Annotated in this window: 20 protein-coding genes; all 20 read right to left on the reverse strand. The window is 41.0% G+C overall.

From position 1 onward, the window contains the following. Nucleotides 1–41: 41 nt before the first annotated feature. Nucleotides 42–479: a 3-hydroxyacyl-ACP dehydratase FabZ gene (gene fabZ / locus D1B33_RS03835; RefSeq protein WP_118874997.1), complete on the reverse strand. Its 438-nt coding sequence runs from the start codon at nt 477–479 to the stop codon at nt 42–44. A 162-nt stretch (nt 480–641) separates the two neighbouring features. Then, nucleotides 642–917 (reverse strand): DNA-directed RNA polymerase subunit beta, encoded by a 276-nt coding sequence (locus tag D1B33_RS03840; RefSeq protein WP_118874998.1) that lies wholly within the window; start codon nt 915–917, stop codon nt 642–644. Between the two features lie 43 nt (nt 918–960). Next, on the reverse strand, nt 961–1,800 hold the full coding sequence (locus D1B33_RS03845; RefSeq protein WP_118874999.1) for a flagellar hook-basal body protein: 840 nt from the start codon (nt 1,798–1,800) through the stop codon (nt 961–963). A gap of 15 nt (nt 1,801–1,815) precedes the next feature. Continuing rightward, nucleotides 1,816–2,652, reverse strand: a complete 837-nt coding sequence (locus D1B33_RS03850; RefSeq protein WP_118875000.1) for a flagellar hook-basal body protein — start codon at nt 2,650–2,652, stop codon at nt 1,816–1,818. A gap of 67 nt (nt 2,653–2,719) precedes the next feature. Then, nucleotides 2,720–3,718: a rod shape-determining protein gene (gene mreB, locus D1B33_RS03855; RefSeq protein WP_118875001.1), complete on the reverse strand. Its 999-nt coding sequence runs from the start codon at nt 3,716–3,718 to the stop codon at nt 2,720–2,722. A 436-nt stretch (nt 3,719–4,154) separates the two neighbouring features. Then, nucleotides 4,155–4,412: a sporulation transcriptional regulator SpoIIID gene (locus tag D1B33_RS03860; RefSeq protein WP_118875002.1), complete on the reverse strand. Its 258-nt coding sequence runs from the start codon at nt 4,410–4,412 to the stop codon at nt 4,155–4,157. Nucleotides 4,413–4,777: 365 nt separating this feature from the next. Next, the gene (locus D1B33_RS03865) at nt 4,778–5,434 is read right to left on the reverse strand and encodes a M23 family metallopeptidase (RefSeq protein WP_118875003.1); all 657 of its coding nucleotides are present in this window, start codon (nt 5,432–5,434) and stop codon (nt 4,778–4,780) included. Between the two features lie 66 nt (nt 5,435–5,500). Next, nucleotides 5,501–6,460 carry a stage II sporulation protein D gene (gene spoIID, locus D1B33_RS03870; RefSeq protein WP_118875004.1) on the reverse strand — a complete coding sequence of 320 codons (960 nt, stop codon included), beginning with the start codon at nt 6,458–6,460 and terminating at the stop codon, nt 5,501–5,503. 180 nt (nt 6,461–6,640) lie between these two features. Then, nucleotides 6,641–7,960 (reverse strand): UDP-N-acetylglucosamine 1-carboxyvinyltransferase, encoded by a 1,320-nt coding sequence (murA, locus tag D1B33_RS03875; RefSeq protein WP_118875005.1) that lies wholly within the window; start codon nt 7,958–7,960, stop codon nt 6,641–6,643. A 448-nt stretch (nt 7,961–8,408) separates the two neighbouring features. Continuing rightward, entirely contained in the window at nt 8,409–8,651 is a 243-nt protein-coding gene (locus D1B33_RS03880) for a DUF1146 family protein (RefSeq protein ID WP_118875006.1), read from the reverse strand. A gap of 80 nt (nt 8,652–8,731) precedes the next feature. Continuing rightward, nucleotides 8,732–9,139 (reverse strand): F0F1 ATP synthase subunit epsilon, encoded by a 408-nt coding sequence (locus D1B33_RS03885; protein WP_118875007.1) that lies wholly within the window; start codon nt 9,137–9,139, stop codon nt 8,732–8,734. A 23-nt stretch (nt 9,140–9,162) separates the two neighbouring features. Continuing rightward, entirely contained in the window at nt 9,163–10,578 is a 1,416-nt protein-coding gene (gene atpD, locus D1B33_RS03890) for a F0F1 ATP synthase subunit beta (RefSeq protein WP_118875008.1), read from the reverse strand. Between the two features lie 212 nt (nt 10,579–10,790). Continuing rightward, complete coding sequence (atpG, locus tag D1B33_RS03895) at nt 10,791–11,654, reverse strand: ATP synthase F1 subunit gamma (RefSeq protein ID WP_118875009.1); 864 nt, start codon at nt 11,652–11,654, stop codon at nt 10,791–10,793. 50 nt (nt 11,655–11,704) lie between these two features. Then, on the reverse strand, nt 11,705–13,213 hold the full coding sequence (gene atpA / locus D1B33_RS03900; RefSeq protein ID WP_118875010.1) for a F0F1 ATP synthase subunit alpha: 1,509 nt from the start codon (nt 13,211–13,213) through the stop codon (nt 11,705–11,707). A 27-nt stretch (nt 13,214–13,240) separates the two neighbouring features. Further along, nucleotides 13,241–13,777 carry a F0F1 ATP synthase subunit delta gene (locus D1B33_RS03905; protein WP_118875011.1) on the reverse strand — a complete coding sequence of 179 codons (537 nt, stop codon included), beginning with the start codon at nt 13,775–13,777 and terminating at the stop codon, nt 13,241–13,243. Then, the gene (gene atpF, locus D1B33_RS03910; protein ID WP_118875012.1) at nt 13,774–14,295 is read right to left on the reverse strand and encodes a F0F1 ATP synthase subunit B; all 522 of its coding nucleotides are present in this window, start codon (nt 14,293–14,295) and stop codon (nt 13,774–13,776) included. The genes D1B33_RS03905 and atpF overlap by 4 nt, the downstream gene beginning before the upstream one ends. A 199-nt stretch (nt 14,296–14,494) precedes the next feature. Further along, the gene (gene atpE / locus D1B33_RS03915; RefSeq protein ID WP_036200106.1) at nt 14,495–14,707 is read right to left on the reverse strand and encodes a F0F1 ATP synthase subunit C; all 213 of its coding nucleotides are present in this window, start codon (nt 14,705–14,707) and stop codon (nt 14,495–14,497) included. A gap of 76 nt (nt 14,708–14,783) precedes the next feature. Then, nucleotides 14,784–15,509, reverse strand: a complete 726-nt coding sequence (gene atpB, locus D1B33_RS03920; protein ID WP_118875013.1) for a F0F1 ATP synthase subunit A — start codon at nt 15,507–15,509, stop codon at nt 14,784–14,786. A gap of 29 nt (nt 15,510–15,538) precedes the next feature. After that, on the reverse strand, nt 15,539–15,910 hold the full coding sequence (locus D1B33_RS03925) for an ATP synthase subunit I (protein ID WP_118875014.1): 372 nt from the start codon (nt 15,908–15,910) through the stop codon (nt 15,539–15,541). 509 nt (nt 15,911–16,419) lie between these two features. Beyond that, a complete protein-coding gene (gene wecB, locus D1B33_RS03930) occupies nt 16,420–17,541 on the reverse strand; it encodes a non-hydrolyzing UDP-N-acetylglucosamine 2-epimerase (RefSeq protein WP_118875015.1) in 1,122 nt (373 codons plus the stop codon). Between the last annotated feature and the right edge of the window lie 45 nt (nt 17,542–17,586).

Consider the following 17,586-nt stretch of genomic DNA (forward strand, 5'->3'; position numbering starts at 1 on the left):
ACATATTACCCCATAACACGCAATAAATATACCATTTTTTTCTACTTCGGTTGAACAGGTCCGATGGCAAATAAAATATCAGCTTCACATGCCAGTTCCCCATCTACTGTTGCCACGGCATGTCCTTTACCCATAGAGCCGCGCAGCTTGACAAATTCAACTTCCAATTTCAGCTGATCGCCAGGCACCACTTGGCGTTTAAAGCGGCAGTTATCAATGCCCGTTAAAAAAGCAAGACGTCCTTTGAACTCCTCCGAGTTTAATAAGGCAACGCCACCCACTTGTGCCAATGCTTCCACGATTAACACACCCGGCATAACCGGATAGCCTGGAAAATGACCGTTGAAGAAATCTTCGTTAATGGAAACATTTTTAATACCTACTGCACGTTTGCCGTTTTCCAACTCCAGAATGCGATCCACCAATAAAAATGGATAGCGGTGCGGTAAGATTTCTTGAATTTGTTCTGCTGTTAACATTTCCTATTCCCCCTTGATTGCCTTAACTCTATCTAGCTAAAAGCGATTAAATTCATGCGTTATAACAGCGTTGGGGCAGTTTTATCCCCTGCGCTATACTACTGTAAAGTAGCTGAATAGCAATAGACTACAACTTATTACTTCTTATGTATTGTAATTATTCTATTCTTTTCCGTTAATTATATCTAACATATGTTGCCAAGTTTCCCATTTTAGTGCGTTCAACGGTTGGCCGCTTCCAATGACCCCATATCCAATCATTAATCCGGCAGCTCCTGCAATGACGAATAATAGGACAACGAGAAGTATTCGCATCCAAATCGGAATGAGTCGAAAATTATACCAACGAATCGGCTTTTCATCAACATGATTGCTTCGTTTTTCTTTCTCTTCAGGAACTTTCGGCTTGATGGATTCACTTTTTGCTTCGTTTAACATGGCCGGTCTCCCTTAATCAAAAATTTACTATACTTACGCAAGATTATCGTATCCCATTGATGAGCCCCAGCATTTGATCGCCAATGGAAATTGCTCTGGAACTAAATTGATAACTGCGCTGCGCTTGCATTAAACTTGTCATTTCCTTCGAAATGTCGACGTTGGATGATTCCAATGCGCGGTTCATCATTCCAACTTCCGTCCGGGCTGCTCCTTGCAAATCCACCAAAATATCTGCCTGATTGTACCCCATTCCATTGAAGTTATCCGGCAATGCGATATATGTATTTGAAACATGTTCCATTACTTGAGGCTTTTCCAGCTGTGTTATGCCCAACTCAAACGTTGAAGTCTGGCCATCGGGATAATTGACCAACAGTGAACCTTCACTTGATAAGTTGAAATTCTCGACATTATCCGGGAAGGTAATGGCGTTTCCATTCGAATCGGCTACCGCATAGCCATCGCCATTCACAAGCATTACTCTTCCATTTTCAACCGGTGATACGTAAAAATCCCCTTGGCGCGAATAAACTGTGCGCGTTCCGTTTTCGCCGTCAGGCATTAAAATATTGAAATATTGTTTTTCTTTTGTGAAAGCCAAGTCCAGATCACGATCTGTTTTTTGGAAGCTGCCTTGCGAGAAATTCGTTGAAATTTGCCCAAGGTGAGCTCCTACACCATAGCGAATGCCCACTGGAGAGTTTCGAACGGTTTTATCGAGCTGATCATTATTGTATTGTTGATAAAGCAGTTCGGAAAACGTTGCATTTTTTGTTTTGTATCCTGCTGTATTGCTGTTCGCAATGTTGTTGCTGATTGTATCAATCTGGTTTTGCAGCTGGCCTAATGTGTTTGTTGCTGTAATCATTGTACGCAGCATTTATTCATCCCCCTTCTACACTCTTCCGATTTCATTTACTGCCTTGTCCATGCTCTTATCATACGCTTGCAGTACTTTTTGATTGGCTTCAAATGCGCGATAAGATGTTAACAAGTCCGTCATGGCTTGCGCAGAATCAACATTCGATCCTTCAAGGAAAGATTGCTGTGTAGAAAATGTCACACCTTGCTGTCCATAAGCACTTGGAAGGTTCTCTTCATCAATTGTACGGTACACACCATTATCTTGCTTGACCAACTCATTGGGATTCGCTGCAAAAGAAACTCCCAGTGTGTCAGCAAGCTGATTATCGACAAGAATATTGCCTTCTTCGGTTATGCTGAAATCGTCGTTTTGCAGCTGGATGCGCTCTCCATCATCCGACAGAACATACAGCCCTTGATTGTTGACTAAATAGCCCTGCCCGTCCAATGTAAAGCTTCCGTTGCGTGTGTAAGCTTCTCCGCCTTCGGGATGTTCCAAGCGGAAGAAGATGGTTCCAGCTTCCCCGGATTCCTCATCTGCTGGCATTGCACCATTAATCAAGGCCACATCCGTATTTTGATTCGTTTCATAAATTGTTCCTTGCACATAATTTGCCAACGTTTCCTGCAAATATACCCCCGTATTCAATGAACCGATTGGGTTGATTTGAGAAAAACTTAAAGAGTTTTTTGTCGGAATATTCGTATTTCCGACTGCAGACAACAACATATCAGGAAAAGATCGAATCGTTGACTGATCTGACTTAAAACCAGGTGTATTGGCATTTGCCATATTGTTTGTTAATATCTCTGTTTTTCGTTGTTGCGCCACCATGCCCGTTGCTACAGTATAAAATCCTTTAAACAATGCTTTCACCTCTTGAACTTTTTTTATTAAATCAGACCATCAACCAATCAATTTTTCTTGAATATAATTAAAGCCGTGAACCCGGTGAACGATCAATATTATCCAGCATTAACCCTGTACCGATTGCCACACAATCCATCGGGTTTTCCGCTACAAATACAGGCACTTTCAGCTCCTGCGTCAATAATTGGTCCATGCCATGCAGCAAAGCTCCGCCGCCTGTAATGCAAACACCGCGGTCAATGATATCCGCCGATAATTCAGGGGGTGTTTTTTCCAGCACATTTCTTGCCGCATGAACGATTAAAGAAACCGACTCGTGCAAAGCTTTTTCGATTTCTGCCGAATGGATCGTGATCGTTCTTGGCAGTCCCGACACCATATCACGTCCACGGATATCCATTGACTCCTCGCGGCTGCCAGGATAGACCGTACCAACCGTCATTTTAATCGCTTCTGCCGTACGTTCCCCGATCAACAGCTTATATTCTCTTTTTATGTATTGCAAAATATCATTGTCAAACACATCTCCAGCGACTTTGATGGATTCGCTTGTGACAATATCGCCCATTGAAAGAACTGCCACATCCGTCGTACCGCCTCCGATATCTACGACCATATTTCCGCTAGGTTGGAAAATATCCATGCCAGCTCCAATCGCGGCTACTTTTGGCTCTTCTTCCAAGTAAACCTTTTTGCCGCCTGATTTCTCAGCTGCTTCACGGATGGCTTTTTGCTCAACGCTTGTAATGTTTGTTGGACAGCAAATCAGTATTCGCGGTTTCGAGAAGAATCCTTTCACGTCTAACTTATTCATAAAATATTTTAACATAGCTTCCGTCACATCGAAATCCGCAATTACCCCATCTTTTAATGGACGAATTGCAACTATATTCCCAGGTGTACGGCCAACCATTTGACGTGCTTCTTCTCCAACAGCCAATACTTTTTTCGAATTTTTTTCGATTGCCACTACTGCCGGCTCATTCAGCACGATTCCCTTTCCTTTTACATAAATGAGCACATTTGCAGTTCCTAAATCGATCCCAATATCTTTAGAAAACATTCATTTTTTCTCCTTCCTGCCAATCCCAACCTCAAATGCGCCTTGGCGTATTTATATCCAGATTTTTTATCAAGCTTGAGGCCTGCAGGATGCAGGTCAGTTAGCCGTTATCGCACAACACGACAATCATAGGCTTACTTCTTCTCCATTTTCACTTAAAAATCTGTTACATTCGCCGGAGGCTTTAACTACTTTCTGCCGATATGTGCTGAATATAGTTAAACACGTTCAGTTTTCTATCCTAATCTAGACTATTTTATCATATTCAACCATAGATTACATCTTTATTTACAACGTACATTCCGTATAAAATCATACTTTCGGATTACATTCTTGTCAATTTTAACTTTATTAAAAATATTATAATTGTGTCGATTTTTTTGCATATAGTAAAAAAGCACTTAGTTGACTTTTATAAGCCAATCTAAATGCTTTTTTAATGAATTTGTCGGGACTGCCATTTCTTCCGTGTCGCCTCGCCTCCTCGTAAATGACGAATTGATTTGTGATATGCTAGGATTTCTTTCACTTCATTTGCTAATTGTTCATTAACCAGAAATAGTCGTTCAGTTAAGTCTTTATGGACAGTACTTTTGGAATAACCCGTCATTTTCGCGAGGACACGAACCGTTTCACCTGTTTCAATAAGCAGCTCTCCAAGCCGAACGCAGCGTTGCCGAATGTGCTCGTGCACGTTCTCTTCCTTTCTATCGGATATAAGAATGTGCCGTTTTGCTAACGAGAGGCGTGTTTTTCAGCATGTTCATATTGTGAGTGTTTCATTGAAATTTTTACAACTAGCGATTTAACGTTTATTCACAATATGACGTTTTTTGGAATTTCAGAACCATATTTCCCAAGGACATGAGAAAAAAGCAAAAAAACACCCAAATTCTCCTTTTGGACGTTGAATACTTTTCCTCGGTATAGCGAGCGTAAACTCTGGCCGTTCCAAGGAATCAGCTCGTCGGTTTCAACGTTTATTGAAGAAATGGGCGTTTTTTCATCATGTGTGCTTGTACAAAACAAATTGGTTAAACTTTGACTGCGTCCGCTAAATTAGAATGCAAGGAAGCTTCTAGGGTTTACATGTGTTCCATCTTGCAATACTTCAAAATGAAGGTGAATTCCAGCAGTTGGATTCCATTCATTTTCAGTTGTCGTTCCTAATGGTTGGCCTTGTACGACTGCATCGCCTTCTTTGACAAGGATGTCCGTTACAGAACTATAACGCGTCTCCATGCCATTAGGATGTGAAATGACAATTTCATTTCCAGTGAAAGCATCCAGCGTTACTTTTGTGATCTCGCCGCTCATTGCAGCAAGCACTTCAAAAGGTTCGTTGTTCACAGACAGGGACACTCCTGATGAAGTAGAGAATGTTTGGTTAAACACCATCAGTGCATTTTCTCTTGTTTCCGCATCAGCTGTTACATCATAATAATCTTGCAGCACTTCTACGCTGTCTAGTTGCTCTTCGTTGAATGGATATTTCAAGTTTTCTGCGCGAGCGTTGGTTTCAATGACTGTTTCTTCAGAAGCCGGTTCACCTTGAACGACCTCTTGCTTTTCTTCGTCACCAATAAGTGCATTATAACTGAAAATCAGACCGATTAATGCTACAGCGATCGCTGCATAAATTGCCGGCCAAAACCATGGCTTCTTTTGCCAATTGTTTTTGTTGGGAGAAGGTTTAATTTGTTTTTCCTCTCTCATGTTCATCACCTCTAGTCGAAGTGTGAACAGATTTTTACATTTATATTCACTTTTTGGAAAAATTTATTAATTTTTGCAATTAATTTTTTCAATGCTTGTATTTTTATAGTAGTGCTGCAGGATTTCATGTGCGGTAGACCCTTGATCTGCCATCGCATCGGCACCATACTGGCTCATTCCGACCCCATGGCCATAGCCCTCCGTGGTCACGGCGATTTTTTTATCCACCACATCGATTTCAAAATCGGTGGAACGCAATCCGAGGATCGTACGGAAATCCCGCCCAGTCCATTCTTTTCCTTTTAACGCAACTTTATCTACCCTTCCTGTATTATTCTTTTGCAAGCGAATTTGGTGGATGTCAGCGAGACGATTAGAGGTATTTAATAATCGATTCCACTCTTCAATTGTAAAGGTCGACGTAGTTTCATAATTATTGGCATATTGGAAATCCGTACTGGAAACAGATTGCAAATAAGGGAGCTCGGTTCCGCTATAATTCGCGGAACTTTCCGTCATGCCATTGCTCATCGAATGAAACATGGCCGTAATCAATTCCCCGTCATATTCAATGACCTCTCCTTTTGTGCCCTCCACTGCTTGCCGTACTTTGCTTTCATTATCTTCGTAAGCGTTCTGCCAATTTTCCTTCCTTATATCCTCATCATAAAATACTTGTCTGGCCACGGTCGGTTCAATGGGGGTTTGTCCATAGTTCGTACTCTTTAATACGTAGGTCCTCGCCGCAATCGCTTGCGCTTTCAAAGCTTCTTCGTGAAAGCTTACCGGCATTTCCGCCGCCACAACCCCCACGACATAGTCCTCGAGATCGATTGGCACCTCACTGCCGCTCACATGGATGGTGACCTTGCATGCTTTGGCAATTGGTGTTTGGCTTTGCGGTACCGCTGCTTCAGGTTCTTTTTCAGTCTTCTTGAAAAGAAAAGGAAAGAAAAATAGGGCAGCCACAAGAACCATCATTGATAAAAACATTATTGGGTGCTTAGCGTTTTTTATTTTTTTCATACATATTACTTATGATGGGAGGGGTAAAAATATATCTGTTTTCAGAAGGAAATACGGGAAATAAAAAACGACAAAATCCTGTGAAGCGAGAATTTTGTCGTAAATTTAATTATTTTTGGTTCTACTATTCATTTCCTCAACATATGTTTTTTTAACTGATGAAGAATAAGCGAGATAACGTTAAATTTCCACTACTTCCACTTTTGAGTCAGCTGTTTCCGTTTCTGGAAGCACTTCTTCATCTACACGTTCAATTATCGCCCCTAAGGTAGCCAATTTCTTATGGAAATCAACATAACCACGATCTAGGTGAGTAAGTTTCGTCACACGCGTAACTCCTTCAGAAACCAAGCCAGCAAGAATAAGGGCTGCTGCAGCGCGCAAGTCAGTCGCCGCCACTTCAGCGCCTTGCAATTTGACAGGACCATCGATAAATACCGTACGACCTTCAATTTTTGCTTGGGCATTCATACGACGGAATTCTTCCACATGCATAAACCGATTTTCAAATACAGTCTCGGTAATAATGCTTGTGCCTTCAGCTGTTAGTAATAACGCCATCATTTGTGCTTGCATATCTGTAGGGAAACCAGGGTGAGGCATCGTTTTCAGATCTACGGCTTTTAGAGGATTGTTTGCGCGAACACGTAATCCTTCTTCTTCTTCAATTACTTCTACGCCCATTTCGCGCAACTTCGCGATTAATGCGGACATATGTTCAGGTACGGCATTTTCGATAAAAACATCGCCACGGGTAATGGCAGCAGCTACCATAAATGTACCTGCTTCGATACGATCGGGAATGATATGATGAGTTGTACCATGCAACTCTTTTACTCCTTCAACACGAATTGTATCTGTTCCTGCTCCGATTACACGGCCACCCATACTATTGATAAAGTTAGCCAAGTCCACAATCTCAGGTTCTTTCGCTGCATTTTCGATGATTGTCGTTCCATCAGCCAGGGCAGCGGCAGTCATAATATTCTCTGTAGCTCCTACACTCGGGAAATCCAAATAGATTTCAGCACCTTTTAAACCATCGGCTGTTTTAGCTTCAACATAGCCATGGCCAAATGAAATTTTTGCACCCATTGCCTCAAAACCTTTTAAGTGCAGTTCAATCGGACGAGAGCCGATTGCACATCCACCAGGCAAAGCAACACGTGCGTAGCCATTTCTCGCCAATAACGATCCCATTACCAAAATGGAAGCGCGCATTTTGCTTACAAATTCAAATTGTGCTTCACTCGATAAACGGGATTCTGCATTTATAATGATTTCATTTTCTTCGATTTTGTATTGTACGTTCGCATTCAGGCTTTTTAATACTTCGTTTATAGTATGAACATCCGCTAAATTCGGAATATCTTTAATAATATTTTGATTCTTAGAAGCTAGCAATGATGCTGCTAAGATTGGTAGTACGGCATTTTTGGCTCCTTCTACTTTTACGACTCCGCGTAACTTTTGGCCTCCCGTAACAATAATTTTCTCCACAATTCGTCCCTCCGAATTCAATTGTCACAAACTGTCTAAATGTGTTGAATAGTTCTGTTATAAAAAACACAAACTATGAACATAGTAACGCTTAATAAATTGTTTAACAAGCGTCCAAATCACTATTTTACCCTAAATGTAAATAATATTCTACATTTTATATTACGCTCAATTAAACTTATTTGTGAATTTTTTACATAACTTTAGGATAAAAAATGATTTCTAACTTGCTTGCTTCGCAAAAAAAAAGTCCTACATTCTTCTACAATATTACCCAGGAAATTCTAAATTAAAACTTTTGTAAAGAATTAATTGAATTACCCTTGACTTGCAAGGTGCAGGACGATTTTCCGTTAAAAATAAAGGTCCTTATATATTATGTAACGGCAAACGAAGTGTCATTTGTCCTTACAAGACATATAAAATGTCTTATGCAAATGGTCTCGAATTAGGAAAATATATATGGCAATTGTCGAGACCAGGATGTAAAGTCAATGAAGAAATTAGACACGCTTGAACCGATCGCAATGCTTAATAAAATATAGATTAATTGAATCTGAAATGTTTTTCCCTTTTTAAATAACTGCTCCAACCGAAGAACTTGAAGCCCATAAAATGTAACCGCAATAAAAAATATATGCGACACCAGGCCAATCACGGCTTGAAACCCTAACGATTGATAAACATCCATCACTCATTCTCCCTTACCAATAGATCATAATAGGATTCAGTAAAAAAAGCGGACAGTTGCCCGTCCGCTTTTATTTATTATTATATATTACCCTCATGAACGTTGATACGATTAATCGCACGTTGTAATGCTAGTTGAGCACGTTTGAAATCGATGTCATCTTGTTTCTTTTGAAGACGTTGCTCTGCACGGGCAGCTGCTTCTTTGGCACGTGCAAGATCAATATCCGCAGCAACTTCCGCGGAAGGAGCTAAAATCGAAATTTGATCTGGGCGAACTTCAATGAATCCACCGCCAACGGCTACAACTTCTTGCGAACCGTTTTCTTTTTTAAGTGTTACAGCACCAATTGAAAGAGGAGCAACCATGGGAATATGTCCGGCTAGAACCCCAATTTCACCAGAAACTGTTTTCGCGATAACCATTGCGACTTGTGAATCGTACACAGGGCCGTCGGGAGTGACAATATTGACTTGAACTGTCTTCATATTTATTCTCCTTTCGTCCGCAATTATACCTCTACGCCCATGCTTTTCGCTTTTTCTACTACATCTTCAATGCTGCCGACTAAACGGAAAGCATCTTCTGGCAAGTGGTCGTATTTGCCATCAAGGATTTCCTTGAATGAACGAACTGTATCTTTTACGTGTACAAAAGAACCTTTTTGACCAGTGAATTGTTCCGCTACGTGGAAGTTTTGAGATAAGAAGAATTGAATGCGACGAGCACGTTCTACCGTTTGCTTGTCGTCATCCGATAATTCGTCCATACCTAGGATTGCAATGATATCCTGCAATTCGTTATAGCGTTGTAAAGTCATTTGAACGCCACGAGCAACTGCATAGTGTTCTTCCCCAACAATTTCAGGTGATAGGGCACGTGATGTTGAAGCAAGTGGATCCACCGCAGGGTAGATACCCATCTCGGATAATTTACGCTCTAGGTTAGTTGTTGCATCCAAGTGAGCGAAAGTTGTTGCCGGAGCCGGGTCAGTATAGTCATCGGCTGGTACATAGATCGCTTGGATTGATGTAACAGAACCTTTGTTTGTTGAAGTGATACGCTCTTGCAAGTTACCCATTTCAGTAGCAAGTGTTGGTTGGTAACCTACCGCAGATGGCATACGGCCTAAAAGGGCAGAAACCTCGGAACCTGCTTGAGTGAAACGGAAGATGTTGTCGATGAATAATAGTACGTCTTGACCTTGTTCATCACGGAAGTATTCAGCCATTGTAAGACCAGTTAAAGCTACACGCATACGTGCACCTGGCGGCTCATTCATTTGTCCGAATACCATCGCTGTTTTCTTAATAACACCTGAATCGCTCATCTCGAAGAATAAGTCGTTACCTTCACGAGTACGTTCACCTACACCAGCGAATACAGAGATACCGCCGTGTCCTTGAGCGATGTTGTTGATCAATTCTTGGATTAATACAGTTTTACCTACACCGGCACCACCGAATAAACCTACTTTACCACCTTTGATATAAGGCGCTAATAAGTCAACTACTTTAATGCCAGTTTCAAGGATTTGAACTTCTGTAGTTAATTCATCAAATTTTGGCGCTTCGCGGTGAATTGCATCACGGCGAGCTTCTGCCGGGATTTCTTCTCCTAAGTCGATAACGTCACCTAATACGTTAAATACACGTCCTAATGTTACGTCACCAACTGGTACAGAGATTGCTTTTCCTGTATCTGTTACTTCTGCTCCACGTTGTAGGCCATCAGTTGATGACATGGCAATTGTACGAACAGAATCGTCACCTAAATGAAGCGCAACTTCTAGCGTTAAAGTTTCTGCTTCTGAATTGGGACGTTCAATCTTAACAGTTAAAGCGTTATAGATTGCTGGTAATTGACCGTTGCTGAATTTTACGTCAACAACCGGACCCATTACTTGGATAACGTGTCCTAAGTTCATTCCTGTGTACCCTCCTACCTTAGTTTGGTGTCGAAAGCGGGATGCATGATCTCACACCTATGTATAAGAGCAGCCCGTTTTTCTCCCTTGTTTAGCTGCAAACGCCAAATGCTCGACAACTTCAAATCGAATTTAATTCAACCAGAGTGCCGCAGCATCGTGGACGTTTGATGGCTTTTTTATATTAATACCGATATCGGGAAGCAAAAAGCCTATTCTAAGGCTGCCGCTCCGCCAACGATTTCTGTAATTTCTTGTGTAATTGCTGCTTGTCGTGCACGGTTGTACTCAAGAGACAATGAATTGATAAGCTCTTTCGCATTATCCGTTGCCGCTTTCATTGCTGTCATACGAGAAGCATGTTCACTCGCTTTACCATCTAATAAAGCACCATAAATTAAGCTTTCTGCATATTGAGGAAGCAGAACTTCCAGAATTGCTTCGCCTGATGGCTCGAATTCATAAGATGCATGAACGCCTTCACTTGCTGGAGCTAGATCAGTAATTGGCAATACCTTTTTCTCAGTAACTTCTTGTGAAATAACACTGACAAAGTGGTTATAGTACATGTAAAGTTCATCATATGTACCATCAGCGAACATACCAACAGCTTTACGAGCGATTTGTTTCACGTCAGAGAAAGTTGGTTGGTCAGGTAAACCAACTACACTATCAATTACGTTGTAACCACGTTTTACAAAGTAATCGCGTGGAACACGCCCTATTGCCATAATTACATACTCGTCTTTTGACTTATGGCGTTCGTTCAATGTACGGGTTAACTGACGTAAGATACTTGAGTTATAAGCACCTGCAAGGCCTCGGTCAGAACCAATCACCAAATAAGCTGTTTTCTTAACTGGACGGGATACTAACATTGGATGAGAAGCATCAGACGTACCGGATGCAATTGCAGCAACCACATCTTGTACTTTTTCCATATAAGGAACATATTTTCGAGCGTTTTGTTCAGCGCGATTTTTCTTTGAAGCGGAAACCATTTGCATGGCTTTTGTCATTGCACTCGTTTTCTTAGTAGAACCAATACGTTTTTTTATGTCACGTAAGTTTGCCACTGGTATTTCACCACCTTTTTGTTTTTAATCACAAATCATGGACTAAAGAATTACTCTGATTTTGCAAAAGTTTTTTTGAATTCATTTAAAGCTTGTGCCATTTCTTCATCAGATGGAAGTTCTTTAGTCGTACGGATATGATCTAAAACATTCGTGTGGTTAACATCCAACCAGCTGTATAACTCAGCTTCGAAACGAACGATATCTTGTACTGGGATATCATCCAAGAAACCACGAGTTAGAGCATAAAGAATCGTAACTTGTTTTTCAACTTTGATTGGTTTGTTTAAATCTTGTTTTAACACTTCAACTGTACGTTTACCACGCTCAAGTTTAGCAAGTGTTGCTTTATCTAAATCTGAACCAAATTGTGCGAATGATTCAAGTTCACGGTATGCAGCCAAGTCTAGACGAAGTGTACCCGCAACTTTTTTCATTGCTTTGATTTGAGCAGATCCACCTACACGGGATACAGATAAACCGGCGTTAATCGCTGGACGTACACCTGAGTGGAATAAGTCAGATTGCAAGAAGATTTGTCCATCAGTGATTGAGATAACGTTAGTTGGGATGTATGCAGAGATATCCCCAGCTTGTGTCTCAACAAATGGAAGAGCAGTAATCGAACCATTGTTGTATGTTTCGTTTAATTTTGCAGCACGTTCCAATAAACGGCTGTGTAAGTAGAATACGTCACCAGGGTAAGCTTCACGACCTGGAGGACGACGTAATAATAATGAAAGCTCACGGTAAGCTGCTGCTTGTTTAGATAAATCATCATATACGATTAATACGTGTTTACCTTGCAACATGAACTCTTCTGCCATCGATACACCAGCATAAGGAGCTAGGTATAATAATGGAGCTGGCTGTGAAGCCGATGCTGTTACAACGATAGAGTAATCCAATGCACCGTGTTTACGAAGCGTTTCAACTACCCCACGTACTGTTGATTCTTTTTGACCAATCGCAACGTAGATACAGATCATATCTTGGTCTGCTTGGTTAAGGATTGTATCGATTGCAACCGAAGTTTTACCAACTTGACGGTCTCCGATGATTAACTCACGTTGACCACGGCCGATCGGTACAAGAGCGTCGATCGCCTTGATTCCTGTTTGTAATGGTTCATGTACTGATTTACGAGCCATTACACCGAAAGCTGGGCTTTCGATCGGACGAGTTTTTGTAGTATTGATTGGGCCTTGTCCATCCACTGGTTGACCAAGTGGGTTAACAACGCGACCAATTAGTTCTTCACCAACTGGTACTTGCATAATACGGCCAGTTCGACGTACTTCATCGCCTTCTTTAATGCCTAGGTAGTTACCTAAGATAACGATCCCAACGTTACCTTCTTCAAGGTTTTGAGCCATACCCATAACACCATTAGAGAATTCCAATAATTCTCCAGCCATGCAGTTGTCGAGGCCATGAGCACGAGCGATACCGTCACCAACTGTGATTACTGTACCAACTTCGTTTACTTGTAAATCAGATTGGTAGTTTTCAATCTGCTTTTTTATCAGAACGCTGATTTCTTCAGCTTTGATGCCCATGATTGTCACCTCTCACATTTCTTTTAATTAAACAGCCAACGTACGTTTTAGACCTTGTAGCTTGCTCGCTATCGTGTTGTCGAAAATGTAGTTGCCGATTTGAACACGAACTCCACCAAGAATAGATGGTTCGATTACATTTGTAATAGAAAGTTTTTCTTTGCCCACTAATTTTCCGAAAGAAGCAGAGATTTCGTCTTTTTCTTGGTCTGTTAGTGCGCGAGTCGAGAAAACAGTGGCTTCAGCATAGCCTTGTGCTTCTGCTGCAAGCGCCTTAAATCGGATAGCCAGGTTGCTTACTTCGTCGATACGCTTTTTATCAATAAGAAGTTCAAGCGTGTTTACTAGAAGTGGATGTGCACCTGCAAAAGTTTCAGCTACGATTTGTTTTTTGCGTGCGTTTGAGAACTTTGGAGAAGCAAGCAGAGAGACAAACTCTGGAGTTGTTTCAAATACTTTCACCACTTCATCCAAGTCTGCGTTAATTTCCGTTACAGCTTGTTTTTCCAATGCTAACTGGAATAATGCTGTGGCATAACGATTAGCTATAGTCAATTGACTCATTTCGCCTCGCCTGCCTTCGCAATCGTTTCTTTAATTAATGCGCTATTGTCCTCTTCAGAAATTTCTTTCCCAAGAACTTTAGAAGCAGCAAGAACTGATAATGAAACGACTTCATCACGAACTGCAGCGATTGCTTTTTCTTTTTCGGTTTCGATATCACGAACAGCCGATTCTTTCAAACGATTAGCTTCTGTACGAGCCGCAGTGACGATTTCATCACGTTGAATATCGCCTTGTTTTTTAGCATTTTCGATAATAGCTTGTGCTTCTGTACGTGCTTCTTTTAAAAGTGCTTTCTGTTCTTCTAGAGCTTTAGCTGTTTCTTTGCGAGCGTTTTCAGCCGCTTCGATTTCATTAGCAACTAATTCTTCACGTTGTTGCATAACGCCCATTAATGGACCCCACGCGAATTTCTTTAGAAGTGCCATCAAGATCAAGAAGATGATAAGTGTCGCCAATACATCTCCGCCATTGAAGTGGCCTGCACTAGCACCTAGTACTAGGTAATTCAAATTCACGATTGTTTCACTCCCTTCAAGAGCTTTCAAAAATTATCGAGTTTCGCATTGGTTTGCGCAAACGCAAACATGCATTTATATAGGATCTATAAATTGTAATTCGTTACTGTTGGTGATATAATTTCAATCTTCATACAAAAGGAATGGCGAAGTTTCTTCTTGGGAATCATCTTCGCCACTTAACATTTCGAGCCGACAATTATCGGTTCATTACGATGAAAGCTACTACTACTGCGATGATCGGTAGGGCCTCTACTAACGCTACCCCGATGAACATTGTAGTTTGAAGAACACCACGTGCCTCTGGTTGACGAGCGATACCTTCTACTGTACGTGAAACGATAAGACCGTTACCGATCCCTGCACCAAGTGCACCTAAACCGATTGCGATTGCTGCTGCTAATAAACCCATTTTAAAATTTCCTCCTTGGAATTGTGTGTTTTTGTTTTTGTTTCAAGCCTCTAATGTTCCCACTAAAAGCTTTATATTAATGGTCTTTGCTCACTTTATGTGATAAGTAAACCATTGTTAACATTGTGAAGATGAAGGCTTGGATAAAGCCGATGAAGATAGAGAAACCTTGCCATGCCATTGTTGGGATAATTGCGCCAACAAACCCTAAAATACCTGAACCTGCTAGACCAGCAAGTAAACCAAGTAAAATCTCACCTGCATAAATGTTACCGTAGAGACGAAGACCCAACGTCAAGGTGTTGGCAAACTCCTCGATAATCTTAAGCGGTAGCAGGAATGACATTGGTTGTACAAAAGTGCCGAAGTAATGTTTCGTACCTCGCATTTTGATACCGTAGTAAGTTGCTAAAACGGTGATTAATGTCGCTAATGTTAATGTTACAGTCGGATCGGCCGTTGGTGATTTCCACCAAAGGTTGCCATCGATTATAATACCTCCGAGCGGTAAACCAATTAAGTTTGACACGGCGATAAACATAATCAGGGTAATCCCTAAAATGTGGAATCTTCCGCCAGTTTTCCAGTCCATGTTGCTTTGGATGATTCCTTTTACGAAATCCATCACCCACTCCATGAAGTTTTGCATGCCCGTAGGTTTAAGTTTCAGGTTGCGCGTGGCAAAAAAGGCGATTAAAAATACAATGGCCGCTGAAATAACTAACATCAGGAGTGTAGATAGGTTGAACGTAAGGCCAAAAGAGCCAATTTGTAACGTCCATTCTGGAGAACCATGTTCCATTCTTGCATTCACCTCACTTTCTAAATACGTTATTTGTTTCTTACTGAAGCTACGAGAACTCCTATAAATAGGAACCCGTATGGAATCATTAGCCCTATCACTGTGCTAATTAGGTGAAAATATTGTGGCAACGTAATTGCGATAGCGACTGCTGCAATCCCTGATCCAAACCGCAAAGCCGAACCAAGTGATACCGTTTTCTTCCCTTCACTTATGGAACGATCAAACTTGTCCATCCTTCGAACAAGAATCCAAAAGTTATATGTACCAAAGCAAGCACCGACAGCGATACCAGCAAAGACGGCAGGAATCGAAGTAAATCCCCATCCTAATGCACAAAGAGCAAGCAAAAAAAATAACGCTTTCTTCTGCATAGTGAAAATGTGATGCAAATCTAGCATTGGCAATTTATCTCCCAAATCTTTTTCGAGTAAAGTTTAAATCGTTCTCTACTGCAAGGAATCAAGCGTTTGCAAATGCTTACAAAATTTTCGACATTTTGTCGAAAAAAGAAAAGTAACAAGAAACTCTCTTTTAAATAGGAATTTTCTCTTATATACTATTTTCTTCTCCTTTGTAAACACATAAAATTTCAGCGCTGGTAAACGTTGCAAATTGACGTGGCAAAATTCCAACTGTCAATCTAGTAGAAACTTGATATAACAAGCGTTCCGGGCTGTTACACTGCCAAGAAACCCTTATCATTCTTACCCTTTGTAAGCATACAATAGGTAAATTTTGCTGTCAATTGCTTCAAGTGAAAAACTTCCCATCAACCACAGATTTGTCAAATTATTGACAAATCTGTGATCAAATTAAAAACTTTTTTTAGTCGAAACAAAAAATAATGTTTTAATTTCCTCGAAATTTGCGGAAAATATCTTGTTTTTACATATTCTATTGAGAAACATTATTCACCTTTTTCCAGAAAACTAATCAACGCTTCCACAATACGTTTGGATGCATAACCATCGCCATATGGATTGGAAGCATGGGCCATTTTTTCATAAGCCGTTTGGTCTTTCAGCAATTCTTTCGCCAGTACATAGATTGTTTCTTCCTCGGTCCCTGCCAATTTTAATGTTCCTGCATCGATCCCTTCCGGACGTTCGGTTGTATCTCTTAAAACAAGAACTGGTTTTCCGAGTGAAGGCGCTTCTTCTTGAACACCGCCCGAATCTGTTAAAATCATGTATGATTTCGCGGCAAAATTATGGAAATCGAGCACTTCCAAAGGCTCTATTAAGTGGATGCGCGGATCATTTCCCAAAATTTCATCTGCAATTTCCCTTACAGCGGGATTTAAATGCACCGGGTAAACAACTTGTACGTCCGGGAATTCTGCCAAAAGTCTTGTGATGGCTTTGAACATGTTGCGCATAGGCTGGCCAAGGTTTTCCCTGCGATGCGCTGTTAAAAGAATCATTCGATCATTGCCTAGCTTTTCCAAAACAGGATGGCTGTAGTTTTCTCGAACCGTTGTTTTTAATGCATCAATCGCTGTATTTCCCGTAACAAAAATAAAGTTTTCGTCTTTATTTTCCTTCAAAAGATTGTTTTTGGAATTTTCTGTAGGGGCAAAGTGCAAATCTGCCATGACACCCGTCAATTGACGGTTCATTTCTTCGGGGTAAGGCGAATATTTATTTCCTGTACGAAGTCCTGCTTCCACATGTCCAATCGCGATTTGATTATAAAAAGCCGCCAAGCTTCCAACAAAAGTAGTGGATGTATCTCCATGCACCAAGACGATATCCGGTTGTGCTTCTTTCATTACTTTGTCTAGTCCTTGTAGCGCATTCGTCGTCACATCAATCAGCGTTTGACGATCTTTCATGATATTCAAATCATAGTCCGGCTTGATTTCAAACGTTTCCAATACTTGGTCCAGCATTTGGCGATGCTGCGCAGTCACTGTAACAATGGATTCGATCTTTTCAGGATATTTTTGCAGTTCTAAAACAAGAGGCGCCATCTTGATTGCTTCGGGCCTTGTTCCAAATATTGTCATTACTTTCCATTTCTTGCTCACTAGAAAAGCACCGTCCTTTCTATAGGATGCGTCCTCCTGGTGAAG

Source organism: Ureibacillus yapensis, assembly GCF_003515775.1.
GTDB classification, from domain to species: domain Bacteria; phylum Bacillota; class Bacilli; order Bacillales_A; family Planococcaceae; genus Ureibacillus; species Ureibacillus yapensis.

Excerpts from the sequence above, each read along its gene's own strand:
- fabZ (WP_118874997.1), bottom strand. The coding sequence starts at position 479 with ATGTTAACAGCAGAACAAATTCAAGAAATCTTACCGCACCGCTATCCA.
- D1B33_RS03840 (WP_118874998.1), bottom strand. The coding sequence starts at position 917 with ATGTTAAACGAAGCAAAAAGTGAATCCATCAAGCCGAAAGTTCCTGAA.
- D1B33_RS03845 (WP_118874999.1), bottom strand. The coding sequence starts at position 1,800 with ATGCTGCGTACAATGATTACAGCAACAAACACATTAGGCCAGCTGCAA.
- mreB (WP_118875001.1), bottom strand. The coding sequence starts at position 3,718 with ATGTTTTCTAAAGATATTGGGATCGATTTAGGAACTGCAAATGTGCTC.
- D1B33_RS03865 (WP_118875003.1), bottom strand. The coding sequence starts at position 5,434 with ATGAGAGAGGAAAAACAAATTAAACCTTCTCCCAACAAAAACAATTGG.
- spoIID (WP_118875004.1), bottom strand. The coding sequence starts at position 6,460 with ATGAAAAAAATAAAAAACGCTAAGCACCCAATAATGTTTTTATCAATG.
- D1B33_RS03880 (WP_118875006.1), bottom strand. The coding sequence starts at position 8,651 with ATGGATGTTTATCAATCGTTAGGGTTTCAAGCCGTGATTGGCCTGGTG.
- D1B33_RS03885 (WP_118875007.1), bottom strand. The coding sequence starts at position 9,139 with ATGAAGACAGTTCAAGTCAATATTGTCACTCCCGACGGCCCTGTGTAC.
- atpD (WP_118875008.1), bottom strand. The coding sequence starts at position 10,578 with ATGAACTTAGGACACGTTATCCAAGTAATGGGTCCGGTTGTTGACGTA.
- atpA (WP_118875010.1), bottom strand. The coding sequence starts at position 13,213 with ATGGGCATCAAAGCTGAAGAAATCAGCGTTCTGATAAAAAAGCAGATT.
- D1B33_RS03905 (WP_118875011.1), bottom strand. The coding sequence starts at position 13,777 with ATGAGTCAATTGACTATAGCTAATCGTTATGCCACAGCATTATTCCAG.
- atpE (WP_036200106.1), bottom strand. The coding sequence starts at position 14,707 with ATGGGTTTATTAGCAGCAGCAATCGCAATCGGTTTAGGTGCACTTGGT.
- atpB (WP_118875013.1), bottom strand. The coding sequence starts at position 15,509 with ATGGAACATGGTTCTCCAGAATGGACGTTACAAATTGGCTCTTTTGGC.
- D1B33_RS03925 (WP_118875014.1), bottom strand. The coding sequence starts at position 15,910 with ATGCTAGATTTGCATCACATTTTCACTATGCAGAAGAAAGCGTTATTT.